The 16,118-nt window shown below is 70.5% G+C and carries 18 protein-coding genes; 16 read left to right on the top strand and 2 right to left on the bottom strand.

Annotated elements, in window-relative coordinates; all coding sequences use genetic code 11:
• Nucleotides 1-62 precede the first annotated feature (62 nt).
• Nucleotides 63-740 (top strand): helix-turn-helix transcriptional regulator, encoded by a 678-nt coding sequence (locus FHG71_RS08520; RefSeq protein ID WP_139081204.1) that lies wholly within the window; start codon nucleotides 63-65, stop codon nucleotides 738-740.
• Here the strand turns inward: FHG71_RS08520 and aroC are convergent.
• The gene (aroC, locus tag FHG71_RS08515; protein WP_139081203.1) at nucleotides 737-1,840 is read right to left on the bottom strand and encodes a chorismate synthase; all 1,104 of its coding nucleotides are present in this window, start codon (nucleotides 1,838-1,840) and stop codon (nucleotides 737-739) included. The two genes, FHG71_RS08520 and aroC, sit on opposite strands and share 4 nt — an antisense overlap.
• Before the next feature lie 163 nt (nucleotides 1,841-2,003).
• On the opposite strand from aroC, the gene FHG71_RS08510 reads away from it, so the two are divergent.
• The 12 genes from FHG71_RS08510 (at nucleotide 2,004) to FHG71_RS08455 (ending at nucleotide 12,256) form a co-directional block, all read left to right on the top strand.
• The gene (locus FHG71_RS08510; protein WP_139081202.1) at nucleotides 2,004-2,945 is read left to right on the top strand and encodes an ABC transporter ATP-binding protein; all 942 of its coding nucleotides are present in this window, start codon (nucleotides 2,004-2,006) and stop codon (nucleotides 2,943-2,945) included.
• Nucleotides 2,942-3,703 (top strand): ABC transporter permease, encoded by a 762-nt coding sequence (locus tag FHG71_RS08505; RefSeq protein ID WP_139081201.1) that lies wholly within the window; start codon nucleotides 2,942-2,944, stop codon nucleotides 3,701-3,703. Before FHG71_RS08510 ends, FHG71_RS08505 begins: the two co-directional genes overlap by 4 nt.
• Before the next feature lie 38 nt (nucleotides 3,704-3,741).
• Nucleotides 3,742-4,545, top strand: a complete 804-nt coding sequence (locus FHG71_RS08500; protein WP_139081200.1) for a S49 family peptidase — start codon at nucleotides 3,742-3,744, stop codon at nucleotides 4,543-4,545.
• Between the two features lies 1 nt (nucleotide 4,546).
• The gene (locus tag FHG71_RS08495) at nucleotides 4,547-4,714 is read left to right on the top strand and encodes a hypothetical protein (protein ID WP_176559338.1); all 168 of its coding nucleotides are present in this window, start codon (nucleotides 4,547-4,549) and stop codon (nucleotides 4,712-4,714) included.
• Nucleotides 4,711-5,487 (top strand): SDR family oxidoreductase, encoded by a 777-nt coding sequence (locus tag FHG71_RS08490; protein ID WP_281281959.1) that lies wholly within the window; start codon nucleotides 4,711-4,713, stop codon nucleotides 5,485-5,487. Before FHG71_RS08495 ends, FHG71_RS08490 begins: the two co-directional genes overlap by 4 nt.
• A gap of 258 nt (nucleotides 5,488-5,745) precedes the next feature.
• A complete protein-coding gene (gene uvrC, locus FHG71_RS08485) occupies nucleotides 5,746-7,629 on the top strand; it encodes an excinuclease ABC subunit UvrC (RefSeq protein ID WP_139081198.1) in 1,884 nt (627 codons plus the stop codon).
• A 235-nt stretch (nucleotides 7,630-7,864) separates the two neighbouring features.
• The gene (gene pgsA, locus FHG71_RS08480; protein WP_139081256.1) at nucleotides 7,865-8,488 is read left to right on the top strand and encodes a CDP-diacylglycerol--glycerol-3-phosphate 3-phosphatidyltransferase; all 624 of its coding nucleotides are present in this window, start codon (nucleotides 7,865-7,867) and stop codon (nucleotides 8,486-8,488) included.
• Complete coding sequence (gene moaD, locus FHG71_RS08475) at nucleotides 8,485-8,733, top strand: molybdopterin converting factor subunit 1 (protein ID WP_139081197.1); 249 nt, start codon at nucleotides 8,485-8,487, stop codon at nucleotides 8,731-8,733. Before pgsA ends, moaD begins: the two co-directional genes overlap by 4 nt.
• 3 nt (nucleotides 8,734-8,736) lie before the next feature.
• Nucleotides 8,737-9,180: a molybdenum cofactor biosynthesis protein MoaE gene (locus FHG71_RS08470; protein WP_139081196.1), complete on the top strand. Its 444-nt coding sequence runs from the start codon at nucleotides 8,737-8,739 to the stop codon at nucleotides 9,178-9,180.
• 109 nt (nucleotides 9,181-9,289) lie between these two features.
• A complete protein-coding gene (locus FHG71_RS08465; protein ID WP_139081195.1) occupies nucleotides 9,290-10,462 on the top strand; it encodes an acetyl-CoA C-acetyltransferase in 1,173 nt (390 codons plus the stop codon).
• Nucleotides 10,463-10,562: 100 nt separating this feature from the next.
• Nucleotides 10,563-11,288 carry an acetoacetyl-CoA reductase gene (phbB, locus tag FHG71_RS08460; protein ID WP_139081194.1) on the top strand — a complete coding sequence of 242 codons (726 nt, stop codon included), beginning with the start codon at nucleotides 10,563-10,565 and terminating at the stop codon, nucleotides 11,286-11,288.
• A 644-nt stretch (nucleotides 11,289-11,932) separates the two neighbouring features.
• Nucleotides 11,933-12,256 (top strand): hypothetical protein, encoded by a 324-nt coding sequence (locus FHG71_RS08455; protein ID WP_139081193.1) that lies wholly within the window; start codon nucleotides 11,933-11,935, stop codon nucleotides 12,254-12,256.
• On the opposite strand, the gene FHG71_RS08450 is transcribed toward FHG71_RS08455, so the two are convergent.
• Nucleotides 12,246-12,809, bottom strand: coding sequence for an acyl-CoA thioesterase (locus FHG71_RS08450; protein ID WP_139081192.1), 564 nt, complete (start codon nucleotides 12,807-12,809; stop codon nucleotides 12,246-12,248). The genes FHG71_RS08455 and FHG71_RS08450 overlap by 11 nt on opposite strands.
• 151 nt (nucleotides 12,810-12,960) lie before the next feature.
• On the opposite strand from FHG71_RS08450, the gene FHG71_RS08445 reads away from it, so the two are divergent.
• The 3 genes from FHG71_RS08445 to FHG71_RS08435 all read left to right on the top strand — a co-directional run bounded on the left by FHG71_RS08445 (nucleotide 12,961) and on the right by FHG71_RS08435 (nucleotide 16,104).
• Entirely contained in the window at nucleotides 12,961-13,248 is a 288-nt protein-coding gene (locus FHG71_RS08445) for a YggT family protein (RefSeq protein ID WP_139081191.1), read from the top strand.
• 4 nt (nucleotides 13,249-13,252) lie between these two features.
• Nucleotides 13,253-15,307, top strand: a complete 2,055-nt coding sequence (gene recQ / locus FHG71_RS08440; protein WP_139081190.1) for a DNA helicase RecQ — start codon at nucleotides 13,253-13,255, stop codon at nucleotides 15,305-15,307.
• A 71-nt stretch (nucleotides 15,308-15,378) separates the two neighbouring features.
• Nucleotides 15,379-16,104, top strand: a complete 726-nt coding sequence (locus FHG71_RS08435) for a vWA domain-containing protein (RefSeq protein WP_139081189.1) — start codon at nucleotides 15,379-15,381, stop codon at nucleotides 16,102-16,104.
• Nucleotides 16,105-16,118 lie beyond the last annotated feature (14 nt).

The raw sequence follows: 16,118 nt of genomic DNA, 5'->3' as shown, positions 1-16,118 counted from the left end.
GTTGTGGTCCGGTGTGCCTCTGTTATGCTCCAGGGGTGCTGACAGAAGCTGTCAGGAGGACCATGTCCCGCAGCGACCGCCTGTTCCGTCTCCTCCATGCGCTCCGCAGCCTGTCCGCGCCCGTGACGGCTGCGCGGCTCGCCGAGGCGACCGAGGTCTCGCCCCGACAGGTCTACCGTGACATCGTCGCGCTTCGGGCCGCCGGAGCGAGGATCGAGGGCGCCGCGGGTTACGGCTACGTGCTGGAGGAAGACCCGGCGCTGCCCCCGCAGAGCTTCACGCGACTGGAGATCGAGGCGCTGCTCCTGGGCTTGGGCGAGGTGCGCCAGTCCGGCGACGCGGATCTGGCGCAGGCGGCCGAGTCGGTCGCGGCCAAGGTCATCGCCCGCCTACCTGAACGGCAGGCTCGCGAGGCCGCTCATGCAGTGCTGCGCGTCTACCGCCACCGTCCACGCGTGGTCCCGCAGGCGGTGCTCTCGGTCCTGCGCGAGGCCGCGTGGGAGGAGCGGGCTGTCGACCTTGCCTATCGGGACGAGGACGGACGGATCACCCGGCGCCGGGTCTGGCCCCTGGCCGTGGCCTTTCTCGACGAGGTCCTGCTGATGGTGGCCTGGTGCTGCCTGCGCGAAGACTTCCGCCGGTTCCGGCTGGACCGGATCGAAGAGGCGCGCGCCACGGAGGATAGCTTCCGCCCCCGCCGGGCGGCCCTCCTGCGCGACTACGTGGCCAGCCTGCGCTAGCCGATGCGGCCCCGGACTCCGCCCGTCTGGCCGCGGTCGAGGAGCAGGTGGTCCGCCAGCACCAAGGCCATCATCGCCTCGCCCACCGGGACCGCGCGGATGCCCACGCAAGGGTCGTGGCGGCCCTTGGTGACGACCTCGGCCGGCGTGCCGTCCAGGCGGATCGAACGCCGCGGCGACAGGATCGAAGACGTGGGCTTCACGGCGAAGCGCACTGTGATCGGCTGCCCGGTCGAGATGCCCCCGAGAATCCCACCCGCGTGGTTGGAGCCATAACCGACCCGGCCATTCTCCCAGAAGATCTCGTCGGCGTTGTCACGTCCCGTCAGAGCCGCTGCGGCCATGCCCTCTCCGATCTCCACGCCCTTCACCGCGTTGATGGACATCATCGCCGAGGCGAGGTCCGAGTCGAGCTTGCCGTAGATCGGCGCGCCGAGGCCCGGCGGCACGCCCTCGGCCACCACCTCGATCATCGCCCCCACCGAATTGTGGTCGTCCTTGCGCAGCCACGCGAGATAGTCTTCCCACTCGGCGGCGGCGACCGGATCGGGGCACCAGAAGTCGTTGCGCGTGATCTCGGCCCAGTCGAAGCGCGAGCCGTCGATCCTCTTCTCGCCCATCTGGACCATGTAGCCGGTGATTCGGACGGTCGGCGCCAGGGCCGCCAGCACCTGCCGCGCCACCCCGCCGGCCGCCACCCGCGCCGCCGTCTCGCGCGCCGAGGAGCGGCCGCCGCCCCGGTAGTCGCGCACCCCGTACTTCAGATGGTAGGTCAGGTCGGCGTGGCCGGGCCGGAAGGTCTGGGCGATGTCGCCGTAGTCCTTGGAGCGCTGGTCGGTGTTCTCGATCAGGAGGCTGATCGAGGTGCCGGTGGTCACGCCCTCGAATACGCCCGACAGGATGCGCACGGCGTCGGGCTCCTGCCGCTGGGTCGTGTTGCGGTTCTGGCCGGGCCGCCGCTTGTCGAGCCAGGGCTGGATCAGCGCCTCGGACAGCGGCACGCCGGGAGGGCAGCCGTCCACCACGGCTCCCAGCGCGGGCCCATGGGATTCGCCCCAGGTCGTGAAGCGGAACAGGTGGCCGAAACTGTTGAGGCTCATGCGGCGGGACTCCGTGGGTCCCGGAGCCCTTACCCCAAGGCTCGGGAACCCGGAAGCCCGCCTTGGGCTCCGTCCGCGACTGGGGACTGGCGGCACAGGAAGGGGGTTCCCCGTCGCGCGCGGCCACGCTACCACACCGGCGCACTGGCCTGGGGAGGGGACGATGGCGCCGATCCTGAGCATCCGCGATATCCGCAAGAGCTACGACAACGGCTTCGAGGCGCTGAAGGGCGTGTCGCTCGACATCGCGGAGGGCGAGATCCTCGCGCTCCTGGGGCCGAACGGCGCTGGCAAGACCACGCTGATCTCGGCCATCTGCGGGATCGCGCGGATCACCGGAGGCACCGCCACCGTCGCGGGCCACGACATCGCACGCGACTGGCGCGCGGCGCGGACCCTGATCGGCCTCGTGCCGCAGGAGATTAACCTCGAACCCTTCGAGAAGGTGTGGAACACCGTCCGCTTCTCGCGCGGGCTCTTCGGGCTGCCCCGGAACGATGCCCATGTCGAGAAGGTGCTGCGGCAGCTCTCGCTTTGGGACAAGAAGGACAGCAAGGTCACCGAGCTGTCGGGCGGCATGAAGCGCCGGGTGCTGATCGCCAAGGCCCTGAGCCACGAGCCGCGCGTGCTGTTCCTCGACGAGCCTTCGGCGGGCGTCGACGTGGAGCTCCGCCGCGACATGTGGCGGGTCGTGGGAGAGCTGCGGCGCGAGGGCGTCACCATCATCCTGACCACCCACTACATCGAGGAAGCCGAGGCCATCGCCGACCGCGTGGCGGTGATCTCCAAGGGCCGCATCCTCCTCGTGGAGGACAAGGACAGTCTGATGCGGCGGATGGGGCAGAAGGTGCTGAAGATCGATCTTCAGCAGCCGCTGGCGGCCATTCCCTCGGGGCTCGCGGCCTTCGGGCTTGCGCTGGAGGACGGCGGGCGCCGTCTGATCTACACCTACGACACCAAGGCCGAGCGGACCGGCATCGCCACGCTTCTGGCCGCGCTCTCGGAGGCCGGGATTGCCGTCGCCGACCTCGACACCGAGGCGTCCTCGCTCGAGGACATCTTCGTGGGCCTCGTGAACGATGACCAACGGGAGGCCGCCGAATGAACATCCACGCCGTCCGATCCATCTACATGCAGGAGATGGGGCGCTTCTTCCGCACGGTCACGCAGTCGCTTATCGCCCCCGTGATCTCGACCTCGCTCTACTTCGTCGTCTTCGGCGCCGCCATCGGCGGGCGCATCCAGGAGGTGGAAGGCGTCTCCTACGGGGCCTTCATCGTGCCGGGGCTCATCATGCTCACGGTCATCACGCAGGGCATCTCGAACGCCTCCTTCGGCATCTATTTCCCCAAGTTCATCGGCACGATCTTCGAGGTGCTGTCGGCCCCCGTGAGCTTCTTCGAGGCGGTGCTGGGCTATGTGGGCGCGGCGGCGTCCAAGGCCTTCATCATCGGCCTCATCATCCTGGCCACGAGCTGGCTGTTCGTCGACATCCAGATCGCGCATCCCCTGGCCATGCTGGCCTTCCTGGTGCTGACCTGCCTGAGCTTCTCGCTCCTGGGCTTCATCATCGGCATCTGGGCGGGCAACTTCGAGCAGCTCCAGATCATCCCGCTTCTCGTCATCACGCCGCTCGTGTTCCTGGGGGGCAGCTTCTACAGCGTCTCCATGCTGCCGGGCATCTGGCAGACGGTCGCGCTGTTCAACCCGGTGGTCTACCTGATCTCGGGCTTCCGCTGGTCCTTCTTCGGGCTGGCGGACGTGCCGGTGGGGGTGTCGCTCCTGGCCATCGCGGCCTTCACGGCGATCTGCCTGGGAATTGTCTGGTGGATCTTCCGCAGCGGCTGGCGGCTGCGGCGCTGAGCCTTGCGGGGGAGCGGGCCGGGACATAGGTGCGCAGCATGGTGAACCTTCCCGATCTTCTCCGTTTCCGCTCGCGGCATCCCACCGTGGCGGTGATCCGCCTGCAGGGCCCGATCGGCACGGGCGGCGCGCGGTCGCTGACCGACCAGGCCCTGGCCCCAGCGATCGAGGCGGCCTTCCGCGGCAGGCCTGCGGCCGTGGCTCTCCAGATCAACTCGCCCGGGGGCTCGCCTGTCCAGTCCTCGCTGATCGCGGCGCGCATCCGACGACTCTCGGTCGAGAAGCGGGTGCCGGTGCTGGCCTTCGTCGAGGACGTGGCGGCCTCAGGCGGCTACTGGCTCGCCACGGCGGCGGACGAGATCTACTGCGATCCGGGCTCCCTGGTGGGCTCCATCGGCGTCATCTCGGCGGGGTTCGGCTTCCAGGACCTGATCGCCCGGGTGGGGGTCGAGCGGCGGGTGCACACGGCGGGGCGGTCGAAGTCGCTCCTCGACCCCTTCCGGCCCGAACGGCCCGAGGACGTGGAGCGCCTGAACGGCTGGCTTTCGCAGCTTCATGACGTATTCATCGCCCATGTGCGGTCCCGGCGGGGGACGAAGCTCGCGGACAACCCCGACCTGTTCACGGGTGAGGTCTGGATCGGGCAGAATGCCGTGACGCAGGGCCTCGCGGACGGGATCGGGCATCTGGCCCCCACGCTCCGGGCCCGCTTCGGCGAGAAGGTGCGCTTCCGGCGCTACGGGATGCGCCGGCCCTTCCTGTCGCGCTTCGGCCTCGCCTTGGCCGAGGACGCCGTCGCGGTGCTGGAGGAGCGGGCCGCCTTTGCCCGCTTCGGGCTCTGAGATGCTGGTCAAGGCCGTCATCCTGTTCCTTTGCGCCATGGCGGTGATCGCCTGGGTCGGCGGGCTGCTGGGCCGCCTGCGCCTGCCGGGCCCGAAGCGCGAGGCCTTCTGCCCGTCCTGCGGGCGACCCCGGATCGGGAAGGGGTCCTGCCCCTGCGGGCGGGCGTGAGGGCGCTCGTTACCGGAGGCGCGGCGCGGCTGGGGCGCGCCATGGCGCTGCGGCTGGCCGAGCGGGGGCACGACGTGGCCGTCCACTACAACACGTCCGAGGCCGAGGCGCAGGGTGTGGTCCGCGAGATCGAGGCCCTGGGCCGGCGCGCCGTGGCGCTGGGGGCGGATCTTCTCGACGAGGAGCAAGTGACGGCCTTGTTGCCGGAGGCGACCGAGGCGCTGGGCGGGCCGGTGACGGTGCTGGTCAACAACGCCTCGATCTTCGAGTACGACAACCTGTCCACCGCCACGCGCGAAAGCTGGGACCGGCACATCGGCTCGAACCTGCGCGCGCCCTTCCTGCTGATCCAGGCCTTCGCGGCGCAGGTCCCGGACCCGGTGCCGGATGCACGGGGCGAACCGGTGGCGCAGGCGCTGGTGGTCAACATGGTCGACCAGCGGGTGCGCAAGCTGACCCCGGAGTTCATGACCTACACCTTGGCCAAGGCGGGGCTCTGGACCCTGACGCAGACGGCGGCCCAGGCGCTGGCGCCACGGGTGCGCGTCAACGCCATCGGGCCGGGGCCCACGATCCGGGGCCACCGCCAGACCGAGGACCACTTCGCCCGCCAGCGCGCCGGAACCGTCCTGCAGCGTGGGTCGGACCCCGAGGATATCGTGGCGGCGCTGGGTTATCTGCTCGACGCCAAGGCAGTCACGGGCGAGATGATCTGCGTGGACGGCGGGCAGCACCTGGGGTGGAAAACTCCCGACATCATTGGGCGCGGCTGAAGGTTATCCCCGGTTGTCCACAGGTTCTCCACCGGGGCCTGTGGGGGACTCGGGGGAGGCGGCGGCGGGTGGTTGCCGTTCGGAATTATGTATCAAGGTGAATGGGTTATCCTGAGGATAAGCGGCCCCGGCGCCCGGGCTTGTCCCCAGGGTCCCGATTTTTCCATCCGTCGTTCGTCCCCGGACTTATCCACAGGCCCGGGTTGTTCCTTCCCCAGCCGGCGCGCTAGATTGCCCTGCCCAGCACGCGATATCCCCATGCCCGACGACCTCCTTCCTCCGACGCCCGAAAGCCCCGAACCCGAGCTGCGCGGGCACGAGCGCATCGCGGCCTACCTGCGCCAGCTCGACAGCTCTCCGGGCGTCTACCGGATGCTCGACGAGCAGAACCGCGTTCTCTACGTCGGCAAGGCGAAGAACCTGAAGGCGCGGGTGTCGAACTACGCGCGGCCGTCGGGGCATTCGCACCGCATCGCCCGGATGATCCGCGAGACCGCGTCGATGATGTTCCTGACGACGCGGACCGAGACCGAGGCGCTGCTGCTGGAGCAGAACCTCATCAAGCAGCTCAAGCCGCGCTACAACGTGCTGCTGCGCGACGACAAGTCGTTCCCGAACATCATCGTCAGCGCGCACAAGTTCCCGCAGATCCGCAAGCACCGAGGCGCGCGGACCGACAAGGGCGACTACTTCGGGCCCTTCGCCAGCGCCGGGGCGGTGAACCGGACGCTGAACCAGCTCCAGAAGGCGTTCCTGCTGCGGAGCTGCACGGATGCGGTGTTCTCCAGCCGGACGCGGCCTTGCCTGCTGCACCAGATCAAGCGGTGCAGCGGGCCCTGCGTTGGGCTCATCTCCGAGGACGACTACGCGGACCAGGTCTTCGATGCCGCGCGGTTCCTGTCGGGCAAGACGACCAAGGTGCAGGAGACGCTCGCGCGTCAGATGAACGAGGCCGCCGAGGCGATGGAGTTCGAGCGCGCGGCCGCCCTGCGGGACCGGATCAAGGCGCTGACGCAGGTGCAGACCGCGCAGGGGATCAACCCGCGGACGGTCAACGAGGCCGACATCGTCGCGCTCCACATGGAGGGGGGGCAGGCCTGCGTGCAGGTCTTCTTCATCCGCGCCCACCAGAACTGGGGCAACCACGACTTCTATCCCCGGCTCGCTGGCGACGACGACGCGGGCGAGGTCATGCAGGCCTTCCTGGGGCAGTTCTACTCGGACCGCGACCCGCCGCCGCTGGTGCTGGTGTCGAACGGCGTGGACGAGCCCGAGGTGCTGATGGCGGCCCTGTCCGAGAAGGCGAAGCGGCGGGTCGACATCGCCGTGCCGCAGCGGGGCGAGAAGGCCGAGCTGGTCGAGGGCGCCCTGCGCAACGCCCGCGAATCGCTGGCGCGCCGGATGAGCGAGTCGGCCGCCCAGGCGAAGCTGCTGGACGGCCTGGCCGAGAAGTTCGAGCTGCCCAGCCCCCCGCGCCGGATCGAGGTGTACGACAATTCGCACATCATGGGCACGAACGCGGTCGGGGCCTTCATCGTCTCGGGGCCGAACGGCTTCGAGAAGGGACAGTACCGCAAGTTCAACATCGAGACCGCCAAGCCCGGCGACGACTTCGGCATGATGAAGGAGGTGCTGACCCGGCGCTTCACGCGGCTCCTCAAGGAGGACCCCGACCGCGAGAGCCCGGCCTGGCCGGACCTGCTGCTGATCGACGGCGGGCAGGGGCAGGTGTCGGCGGCCTACGAGATCATGGCCGAGCATGGCGTCCACGACATCCCGATGCTGGGCGTCGCCAAGGGCATTGACCGCGACATGGGCAAGGAGGAGTTCTGGCGGCCCCTGTCGTCGCGCCCCTTCGCGCTGCCCCACAACGATCCCGTGCTCTACTTCGTCCAGCGCCTGCGGGACGAGGCGCACCGATTCGCGATCGGCACGCACCGGGCCAAGCGCGCGAAGAGCCTGCTGGCGAACCCTCTCGACGAGATTCCCGGCGTGGGGGCGACGCGCAAGCGGGCGCTGCTCCAGCATTTCGGCAGCGCCAAGGCCGTGTCCCGCGCGGCGCTCGTGGATCTCAAGGCGGTGCCGGGGGTGTCGGACCAGCTCGCAGAGGCGATCTACGGGTATTTCCACGAGAAGGGCTGAGGAACGGTCCCCGCCGGAAGGGCGGGGACGAAGCAGCCGGGGGTGGTTTCGAGCGACGTCGGCCCCCGGCGCCCGCGAGGGGCCGGGAGGAACAGGAGCGGCGGCGCGAGGCGCCCCCGGCATCCTCGTCCGGCCCCGGACCTGAGGGTTGCGGGAAACGCTCCTGCGGCCTTGCGCCCCGATCTCCGCCCCATGCCTTCCCCCGCCCGGGCCGAGCGGCTACATGAGGGGCATGATCGTCTGGACCATCCCGAACATCCTGACCGTCCTGCGGCTCTGTGCGGCGCCGGGGGTCCCGATCATGTTCCTCTACTTCTCGCGGCCCTGGGCGGATTTCCTGGCGCTGACGCTTTTCGTGGGCGCGGCGGTCACCGACTGGTTCGACGGGCACCTCGCGCGGCTCTGGAAGCAGGAAAGCCGCTTCGGCGCCATGCTCGACCCCATCGCAGACAAGGCCATGGTGGTGATCGCGATCTTCGTCATCACCGGCTATTCGGGGATGAACCCCTGGCTGATCCTGCCCGCCACCGTGATCGTCTTCCGCGAGATCTTCGTGGGGGGGCTGCGGGAGTACCTTGGGTCCAATCCGGGGACGCTGAAGGTCACGCGGCTTGCGAAGTGGAAGACCACGGCGCAGATGGTGGCCATCGGCGTGCTGTTCCTGGGGCTGGGGCTCGCTACGCTCGACGTGCCGCTGCCGCCGCGGGTGGGGCGCGTGGGCCTGCCGCCGGGAACGACCTGGGCCGGGCTCGCGACTTGGCTGGGCCTCCTGCTGATCTGGGTCGCGGCGGCCCTGACGGCGATCACCGGCTGGGACTATTTCCGCAAGTCGCTGCCCTACCTCAAGGACGCGCGATGATCGAGGTGCTCTACTTCGCCTGGCTGCGCGAGCGCGCCGGGACCGCCCGCGAGAAGGTCGAGACGCAGGCCCCCACCGTGGCGGCGCTGGTCGAGGAGCTGCGGGGGCGCAGCGAGGGCCATGCCCTGGCGCTGTCGGACCTGCGGGCGGTGCGGGTGGCGGTGGACCAGAAGCTCGCCGCGTTCGACGCGCCGCTGGTGGGCGCGCGGGAGGTGGCCTTCTTCCCGCCGATGACGGGGGGCTGAGCGGTGGAGGTCCGCATCGCGCTCGATCCGTTCGATCCGGGGGCGGAACTGTCGGGCTTCTCGGCGGCGGGCGCGGGGGCGGTGGTGAGCTTCACCGGCGTCGTGCGGGGCGACGGCGGCCTGTCGGCCCTGGAGATCGAGCACTATCCGGGCATGACCGAATCCGCCATTGCGGCGATGGTCGAGGAAGCTCGGGCGCGCTTCGGCCTGACGGCGGCGCGTGTGATCCACCGCCACGGGCGCCTGGATGTCGGCGAGCCCATCATGATGGTGCTGGCGGCGGCCCCGCACCGGCGGGCGGCCTTCGAGGCGGCCGAGTTCCTGATGGACTACCTCAAGTCCCGCGCGCCCTTCTGGAAGAAAGAACTGGGACCGGGGGGCGAGACCTGGGTCGCGGCCAGGGACGAGGACGAGGCGGCGCTGGGCCGCTGGGGCGGGGCGACCTGAGTCGCAATGCTGCCATGCAGCGCTTGCGCTTCCCCGGCGGGTGTCCCAAGGTTATCACAGCCACGAGAGGCGGGGGGCCGCCCCGCCCGGGACCAGGGAGGTTTGGCCCATGACCAATGTCGTCATCGCCTCGGCCGCGCGCACGGCCGTGGGATCGTTCTCCGGCGCCTTTGCCGGCACACCCGCCCATGACCTCGGCGCCGCCGTCCTGCGGGCCGTGGTGGAGCGCGCGGGCGTCGAGCCGGGCGAGGTGAGCGAGACGATCCTGGGGCAGGTGCTGACGGCGGCGCAGGGCCAGAACCCGGCGCGGCAGGCGCACATCAAGGCGGGGCTGCCGCAGGAGAGCGCGGCCTGGAGCCTCAACCAGGTTTGCGGGTCGGGCCTGCGCGCCGTCGCGCTGGGCGCGCAGCACATCATGCTGGGCGACGCGAGCATCATCTGCGCGGGCGGGCAGGAGAACATGACCCTGTCGCCCCATGCCGCGCCGATGCGGGCGGGCACCAAGATGGGCGACCTGGCCCTGATCGACACGATGATCAAGGACGGGCTCTGGGACGCCTTCAACGGCTACCACATGGGCCAGACGGCCGAGAACGTCGCCCAGCAATGGCAGATCTCGCGCGAGCAGCAGGACGAGTTCGCGGTGGCCAGCCAGAACAAGGCCGAGGCCGCGCAGAAGGCCGGGAAGTTCAAGGACGAGATCGTTCCCTTCACCATCAAGACCCGCAAGGGCGACACGGTGGTGGACAGCGACGAGTACATCCGCCACGGCGCGACGCTGGAGTCGGTGGCGAAGCTGCGTCCCGCCTTCACCAAGGACGGATCTGTGACGGCCGGGAACGCCTCGGGGCTCAACGACGGGGCGGCGGCGGTGCTGCTCATGTCCGAGGAGGAGGCGCAGCGCCGGGGCATCGAGCCGCTGGCGCGGATCGCCGCCTACGCGACCGCGGGCCTCGATCCGTCCATCATGGGCGTGGGGCCGATCTACGCCTCGCGCAAGGCGCTGGAAAAGGCGGGCTGGAAGGTGGGCGACCTCGACCTCGTGGAGGCCAACGAGGCCTTCGCCGCCCAGGCCTGCGCGGTCAACAAGGACATGGGCTGGGACCCGTCCATCGTGAACGTCAACGGCGGGGCCATCGCCATCGGGCACCCCATCGGGGCCTCGGGCGCGCGGGTGCTCAACACGCTCCTTTACGAGATGAAGCGGCGGGACGCGAAGAAGGGTCTCGCCACGCTCTGCATCGGCGGCGGCATGGGCGTCGCGCTCTGCGTCGAGCGGTAAACGGTTTCGCGGCCCTTCGGGGCGGCGAGGGGGCGGCCCGGCGCTGGGAGGAGAGCCGGGCCGCCCGCCCCAAGGACAAACTGACGGGAGGAGTTCCACCATGGCGAGAGTCGCCCTTGTCACCGGAGGCTCGCGCGGGATCGGCGCGGCGATCTCCAAGGCGCTGATGGCCGAAGGCTACCGGGTCGCCGCGAGCTACGCCGGCAACGACGCCGCGGCGCAGGCGTTCACGGAAGGCACCGGCATCAAGACCTTCAAGTGGAACGTCGGCGACTACGAGGCCTGCAAGGCGGGCGTGGCGCAGGTCGAGGCGGAGCTGGGTCCTGTCGAGGTGCTGGTGAACAACGCGGGTATCACCCGCGACGCGCCCTTCCACCGCATGACCCCGCAGCAATGGCACGAGGTCATCGACACCAACCTGACCGGCCTGTTCAATATGACGCACAACGTCTGGAACGGGATGCGGGACCGCAAGTTCGGGCGTGTCATCTCCATCAGCTCGATCAACGGGCAGAAGGGGCAGTTCGCCCAGGCCAACTACGCCGCCGCCAAAGCGGGCGACATCGGCTTCACCAAGGCGCTGGCGCAGGAAGGCGCGCGGGCGGGGATCACGGTCAACGTCATCGCGCCGGGCTACATCAACACGGAGATGATGGCGGGCATCAAACCCGAGGTCATGAAGGACGTGATCCTGCCCGCGATCCCGGTGGGCCGCCTGGGCGAGCCCGAGGAGATCGCGCGTTGCGTGGTGTTCCTCGCGTCCGACGCGGCGGGCTTCATCACCGGGGCGACGCTGTCGGCGAATGGCGGGCAGTACATGGCCTGACCGGGCTGGGTCAGCCAAGGAAGAGGGGCGGGCGCGGGTCGAAAGGCCCGCGCCCGTTCCGTCTGGCCGGAGCGTATCCCCAAGGGGGACAGCCTCCGGGTCTGCCCGGCGGACGCCACTCCGGCGCGGGCAGGGGGCGCGTGCACGACGCGCGGCGGCTGGGTCTTTGCGGTCCCGCCCCCGGCGTCACCCGACGTGAGGGGGAGTCCTCCCAGGGGGACGGGGGCCCGCGCCGTCCCTTCAAAGAGCCTCGGTCCGTGAAGCCTCTCTCCCGCAGGAGCCCCGGACAGGAACGGCCATCGGCGGACGCGCGGCCCGGAGCGGCTGGCCATCCGTGGCCGCCCCGGGGGGAAGCGCGCCCGCCTTGTCCGCCGGGTCCGTCCGGGCCCGCCCCCCTTTCCATGGCGCCGTGCCGGGGCGGGCCGGAGGGCGGGGTCATGGGGGGGCGCTCCGGGTCCTTGGGGGCGAGCGTGGCAGGGGCAGGTTAACGACTCCCTACACCACCGAACGGTCCTCCCCCGGTTCGCGCAACACCCGGGGGAGAGCCTTGGGAAATCCCCGGAACGGGCGCCGTTTTGCCATTGTCGCGCTGGGGAAAGGCGCGGGGCGGCACGGGCCGCCCGACCTGAGGAAAGGACCCATTCATGCGCTTCGCCCGCCTGGCCCTCGTGGCCCTGGCCACCCTCGCGGCCCTGCCTGCCCTGGCCGAGGATCTGGCCTACGAGGTCGTCAACGATTCGAGCGCCACGCTGACCGAGTTCTACACTTCGCCCGCCAGCGACCCGAACTGGAGCGAGAACATGGTCACGGCCGGCCACGAGCTGGCGCCCGGCGAGAGCGGCACGGTGACGATCGCGGATGGCAGCGCCGAATGCACCTACGACCTGCGGGCCGTCTTCGACGACGGCTCGGAGCTGGTGGACGCGGTCAACGTCTGCGAACTGGCGACCTACACCGTCACCGACTGAGCGGCGGGGCGGCGGCGTCCCCCGCCATCGGCGGCCAGGGGCGCAGCGATTCGGCCACGACCCATTCGGCCGCCCAGGGCGGCAGCGGCGGCGAGGGGGCGTCGTGGCCCAGGGCGGCCAGCACGCGCGCGGTTGGCACGATGCCCTGTGCGTTGCTCACGGCGGCGCGGATGAGGACATGGCTGGCGCATTCGCCGTCGGCGCGCCAGAGCGCCTGTTCGCTGTAAAGGAAGCGCTCGTCCCAGCCGAGCGCGCGGGTCCGCATCGTCAGGCGCTCCATCGCGTGGACGCGGCGGCGCCAGCGCACCGAGGCGCCGACGATGGCGACCTGCCAGCGCTCCTGCCGCAGGACGGGGTGGAGGCCGATGCGGCGGAACCAGGGGATGCGGCCCAGGTCGTAGAGCGTGAGCGTGCGGCCGTTGTTCAGCTCGAGGAAGATGTCGAGGTCCCAGGGCCAGCAGACATGGCGGCTTTCGTGCATCCCGAGGAGAGGGAGCGGCGGGTCGGCGCGGTGGCGCCAGAGCTGGAAGGCAAGGCGGAACAGCGGATACATGGGCGGGGCCTCCGGGCGCGACCTCGCCCGAGGCCCGCGCGCGCGTCAACTCTGACGGGGGGTCACGGCGCCGCAGGGCGCGGGCCGGGGATTGCGCGGGCGGGGTGGGCCCCTTAGGTCAGGGCGGAACGAAGCGGGGACGGGCGCCGAGATGCTTTCACTATTCCAGATCCTCATGATGATCCTGCAGATCGCGCAGTTCCTGATCTTTGCGCATTTCATCATGAGCTGGCTGCTGGCCTTCAACGTGCTGAACGCGCGCCAGCAGTTCGTCCAGCAGGTCTGGGGCGGCCTGAGCCGGATGCTGGAGCCGATCTACGGGCCGATCCGGCGGTTGCTGCCGCCGATGGGCGGGCTGGACCTCGCGCCGCTGGTGGCGCTGATCGCGATCTACGCGCTGGAGATCATCCTGCGCAACAACGTCGCCCTGTTCGTCTGAGGCCATGAGCACCGACGCCGGCCACGTCCTCCTGCGGGAGGTCTGGGGATTCGATTCCTTCCGCCCCGGGCAGGAGGAGATCGTGCGCGCCGTGGCCGGGGGGCGCGACGTGCTGGCGGTGATGCCCACGGGCGGGGGCAAGTCGCTGTGCTACCAGTTGCCGGCGCTGCTGCGCGACGGACTGACGGTGGTGATCTCGCCTCTGATCGCGCTGATGCGGGATCAGGTCCGCGCCCTGGCGGCGGCGGGCGTGGAGGCGGGGGCCTATACCTCGGCCAACACCGAGGAGGAAAACGACAGCTTGCGCGAGGGATTGCGGGAGGGGCGCGTCCGGCTCCTGTATCTCGCGCCCGAGCGGCTGGCGCAGCCGGGGACGGCCGCCGCGCTGAAGCGGTGGGGCGCGACGGCCATCGCCGTGGACGAGGCGCATTGCGTGGCCCAATGGGGGCACGACTTCCGGCCCGACTACCTGCGGATCGGGGCGCTGCGGGAGGCGCTGGGCGTGCCGCTTGCGGCCTTCACGGCGACGGCGGACGAGGAGACGCGCGAAGAGATCGTCGCGCGTCTGTTCGGCGGGCGGGAGCCGCAGGTCTTCCTGCGCGGCTTCGACCGGCCGAACATCCATCTGGGCTTCGCGCTCAAGGACCAGCCCCGTCGCCAGGTCATCGACTACGCCAAGGCGCGGAAAGGACGGGCGGGGATCGTCTATTGCGGGACGCGCAACAAGACCGAGGTGCTGGCGCAGGCGCTGCGCGAGGCGGGGCTGTCAGCGATCCCCTATCACGCGGGGCTGGAGCCGGACGCGCGCAGGCTGGCCGAGGAGCGGTTCCAGCGCGAGGACGGGCTGATCGTCGTCGCGACGGTCGCCTTCGGCATGGGCGTGGACAAGCCCGACATCCGCTGGGTCCTGCACGCGGACCTGCCCAAGAGCGTCGAATCGTACTACCAGGAGATCGGGCGGGCGGGGCGCGACGGGCTGCCGGCCGAGGCCCTGACGCTCTACGGTCCCGAGGACATCCGGCTGCGGCGGGCCCAGATTGACGAGGGCGGCGCGCCCGAGGACCGGAAGCTGGCCGACCATGGGCGGCTCAACGCGCTCTTGGGGATCGCGGAGGCGACGGGGTGCCGGCGGGTGGCGCTGCTGGGCTACTTCGACGAGGCAGCGGAGCCCTGCGGCGCCTGCGACACCTGCGACCGGCCGGTGGACGTGTTCGACGCGACCCTGCCCGCGCGGATGGTGCTGTCGGCGGCGATCCGCACGGGGGAATGGTTCGGCAAGGGGCATCTGGTCGACATCGTGCTGGGGCGGGCGACCGACAAGGTCGTGGCGCGCGGGCACGACAGGCTGCCCACCTTCGGCGTGGGCAAGGACTGGGACGAGCGGCAGTGGGACGCCATCGTCCGGCAGATGCTGGGGCAGGACCTGCTGCGGCCGGACCCGAGCCGCCATGGGGCGCTACGGCTGACGGCGCTGGCCGGGCCGGTGCTGAAGGGCGAGCAGGCCGTGACCATGCGGCGCGACGTCCTGCGGGCCAAGGGACGGGGGGCGACCCGCGACGAGCCGCGCGCCCTGGTGGCCGAGGAGGACGAGGGGCTGCTCGCGGCGCTCAAGGCGCATCGCCGGGCGCTGGCGCAGGAGGCCAAGGTGCCGGCCTATGTCGTCTTCACCGACAAAACGCTGATGGAGATGGCCGAGAAGCGCCCGCGCACGCTGGACGAGATGGCGGGGGTTTCGGGCGTGGGGGCGAAGAAGCTGGACACCTACGGGCGGAGCTTCCTCCAAGTGATCCTGGGCGAGGCGCCGCAGGCCATGCACCCGCAGCGGCAGAAGCTCGCAGGGCGCGAGGAGGGGACGGTCTTCGACCGGCTCCAGGCGGCGCAGGCGGAGCTGGTGCGGGGGCCGGAGGGGCGGGACAAGCCGCTGTCGCTGAACGCGAGCGCGCTGGCCCGGATCGCGGCGCAGGCACCGCGCGACCTGGCCGGGATCGAGCGGATCGTCGGGGCGCGGGCGGCGGAACGGTTCGGGGCGGCCTTCCTGGAGATCCTTCGGGACGGGTGAGGGCAGGGTTGGACTCTTATTGCTGCCTGCAATATATCGCTTGTCAGCAATAGGGCAGGGAGAAGACCATCATGACCAGCCAACCGACGCTCGTGGCGTTCCTTCTCGACCGCACGGGGTCGATGGAGAGCGTGAAGGCGCAGACGATCGAGGGCTTCAACGCCTACCTCGCGGGGCTGCAGGCCGAAGACGCCGACATCGCCTTCTCGCTCATCCAGTTCGATTCCATGTCCATCGACGTGCTCTGCGCCAACGCGCCCGTGAAGGAGGTGCGGCCCTTGACGGAGGCGACCTACCAGCCCCGCGCCTCGACGCCGCTGATCGACGCGGCGGTCAAGACGATCCGGGCCGTGGAGGTCGCGGTCGCGGGCAAGGCCGTGGCCCCGAAGGTCATCGTCACGTTCCAGACGGACGGAGAGGAGAACTGCTCGTCCGAGCACGACTGGCTGGAGCTGAACCTCCTCATCAAGGAAAAGGCGGCGCTGGGCTGGCAGTTCAACTTCCTCGGCGCGGGGATCGACGCCTACCAGCAGGGCCAGCGGATGGGGCTGAAGGACGAGGCGGTGGTGAGCTACGCCAAGGAGGACCGAGTGGCGACCCGGGCGATGTTCGCGCAGCGGGCCGCGCGGGCGCGGGCCTTTGCCGTGGGCGAGGCCGCCGACATGGCCATCCCGCTGGAGGAGAAGCGCGCGGCGGGCGACCGCTACGCGGAGGCGCCGCGCACGCCGCCCCAGGCCCCCGCCTTGGGCCGCCGCCCGCCCCGGCGGGCCATCGTGGACAAGATCGACCTCGGATGACCGAGCCGCCGCGC

It is taken from the genome of Rubellimicrobium roseum (genome assembly GCF_006152145.1).
GTDB classification, from domain to species: Bacteria; Pseudomonadota; Alphaproteobacteria; order Rhodobacterales; family Rhodobacteraceae; genus Rubellimicrobium; species Rubellimicrobium roseum.
Note: the sequence above shows the minus strand (reverse complement) of the source record. Positions and strands in the feature narration are given on the sequence as shown.

Excerpts from the sequence above, each read along its gene's own strand:
- FHG71_RS08520 (WP_139081204.1), top strand. The coding sequence starts at position 63 with ATGTCCCGCAGCGACCGCCTGTTCCGTCTCCTCCATGCGCTCCGCAGC.
- aroC (WP_139081203.1), bottom strand. The coding sequence starts at position 1,840 with ATGAGCCTCAACAGTTTCGGCCACCTGTTCCGCTTCACGACCTGGGGC.
- FHG71_RS08510 (WP_139081202.1), top strand. The coding sequence starts at position 2,004 with ATGGCGCCGATCCTGAGCATCCGCGATATCCGCAAGAGCTACGACAAC.
- FHG71_RS08505 (WP_139081201.1), top strand. The coding sequence starts at position 2,942 with ATGAACATCCACGCCGTCCGATCCATCTACATGCAGGAGATGGGGCGC.
- FHG71_RS08500 (WP_139081200.1), top strand. The coding sequence starts at position 3,742 with ATGGTGAACCTTCCCGATCTTCTCCGTTTCCGCTCGCGGCATCCCACC.
- FHG71_RS08495 (WP_176559338.1), top strand. The coding sequence starts at position 4,547 with ATGCTGGTCAAGGCCGTCATCCTGTTCCTTTGCGCCATGGCGGTGATC.
- uvrC (WP_139081198.1), top strand. The coding sequence starts at position 5,746 with ATGCCCGACGACCTCCTTCCTCCGACGCCCGAAAGCCCCGAACCCGAG.
- moaD (WP_139081197.1), top strand. The coding sequence starts at position 8,485 with ATGATCGAGGTGCTCTACTTCGCCTGGCTGCGCGAGCGCGCCGGGACC.
- FHG71_RS08465 (WP_139081195.1), top strand. The coding sequence starts at position 9,290 with ATGACCAATGTCGTCATCGCCTCGGCCGCGCGCACGGCCGTGGGATCG.
- phbB (WP_139081194.1), top strand. The coding sequence starts at position 10,563 with ATGGCGAGAGTCGCCCTTGTCACCGGAGGCTCGCGCGGGATCGGCGCG.
- FHG71_RS08455 (WP_139081193.1), top strand. The coding sequence starts at position 11,933 with ATGCGCTTCGCCCGCCTGGCCCTCGTGGCCCTGGCCACCCTCGCGGCC.
- FHG71_RS08450 (WP_139081192.1), bottom strand. The coding sequence starts at position 12,809 with ATGTATCCGCTGTTCCGCCTTGCCTTCCAGCTCTGGCGCCACCGCGCC.
- FHG71_RS08445 (WP_139081191.1), top strand. The coding sequence starts at position 12,961 with ATGCTTTCACTATTCCAGATCCTCATGATGATCCTGCAGATCGCGCAG.
- recQ (WP_139081190.1), top strand. The coding sequence starts at position 13,253 with ATGAGCACCGACGCCGGCCACGTCCTCCTGCGGGAGGTCTGGGGATTC.
- FHG71_RS08435 (WP_139081189.1), top strand. The coding sequence starts at position 15,379 with ATGACCAGCCAACCGACGCTCGTGGCGTTCCTTCTCGACCGCACGGGG.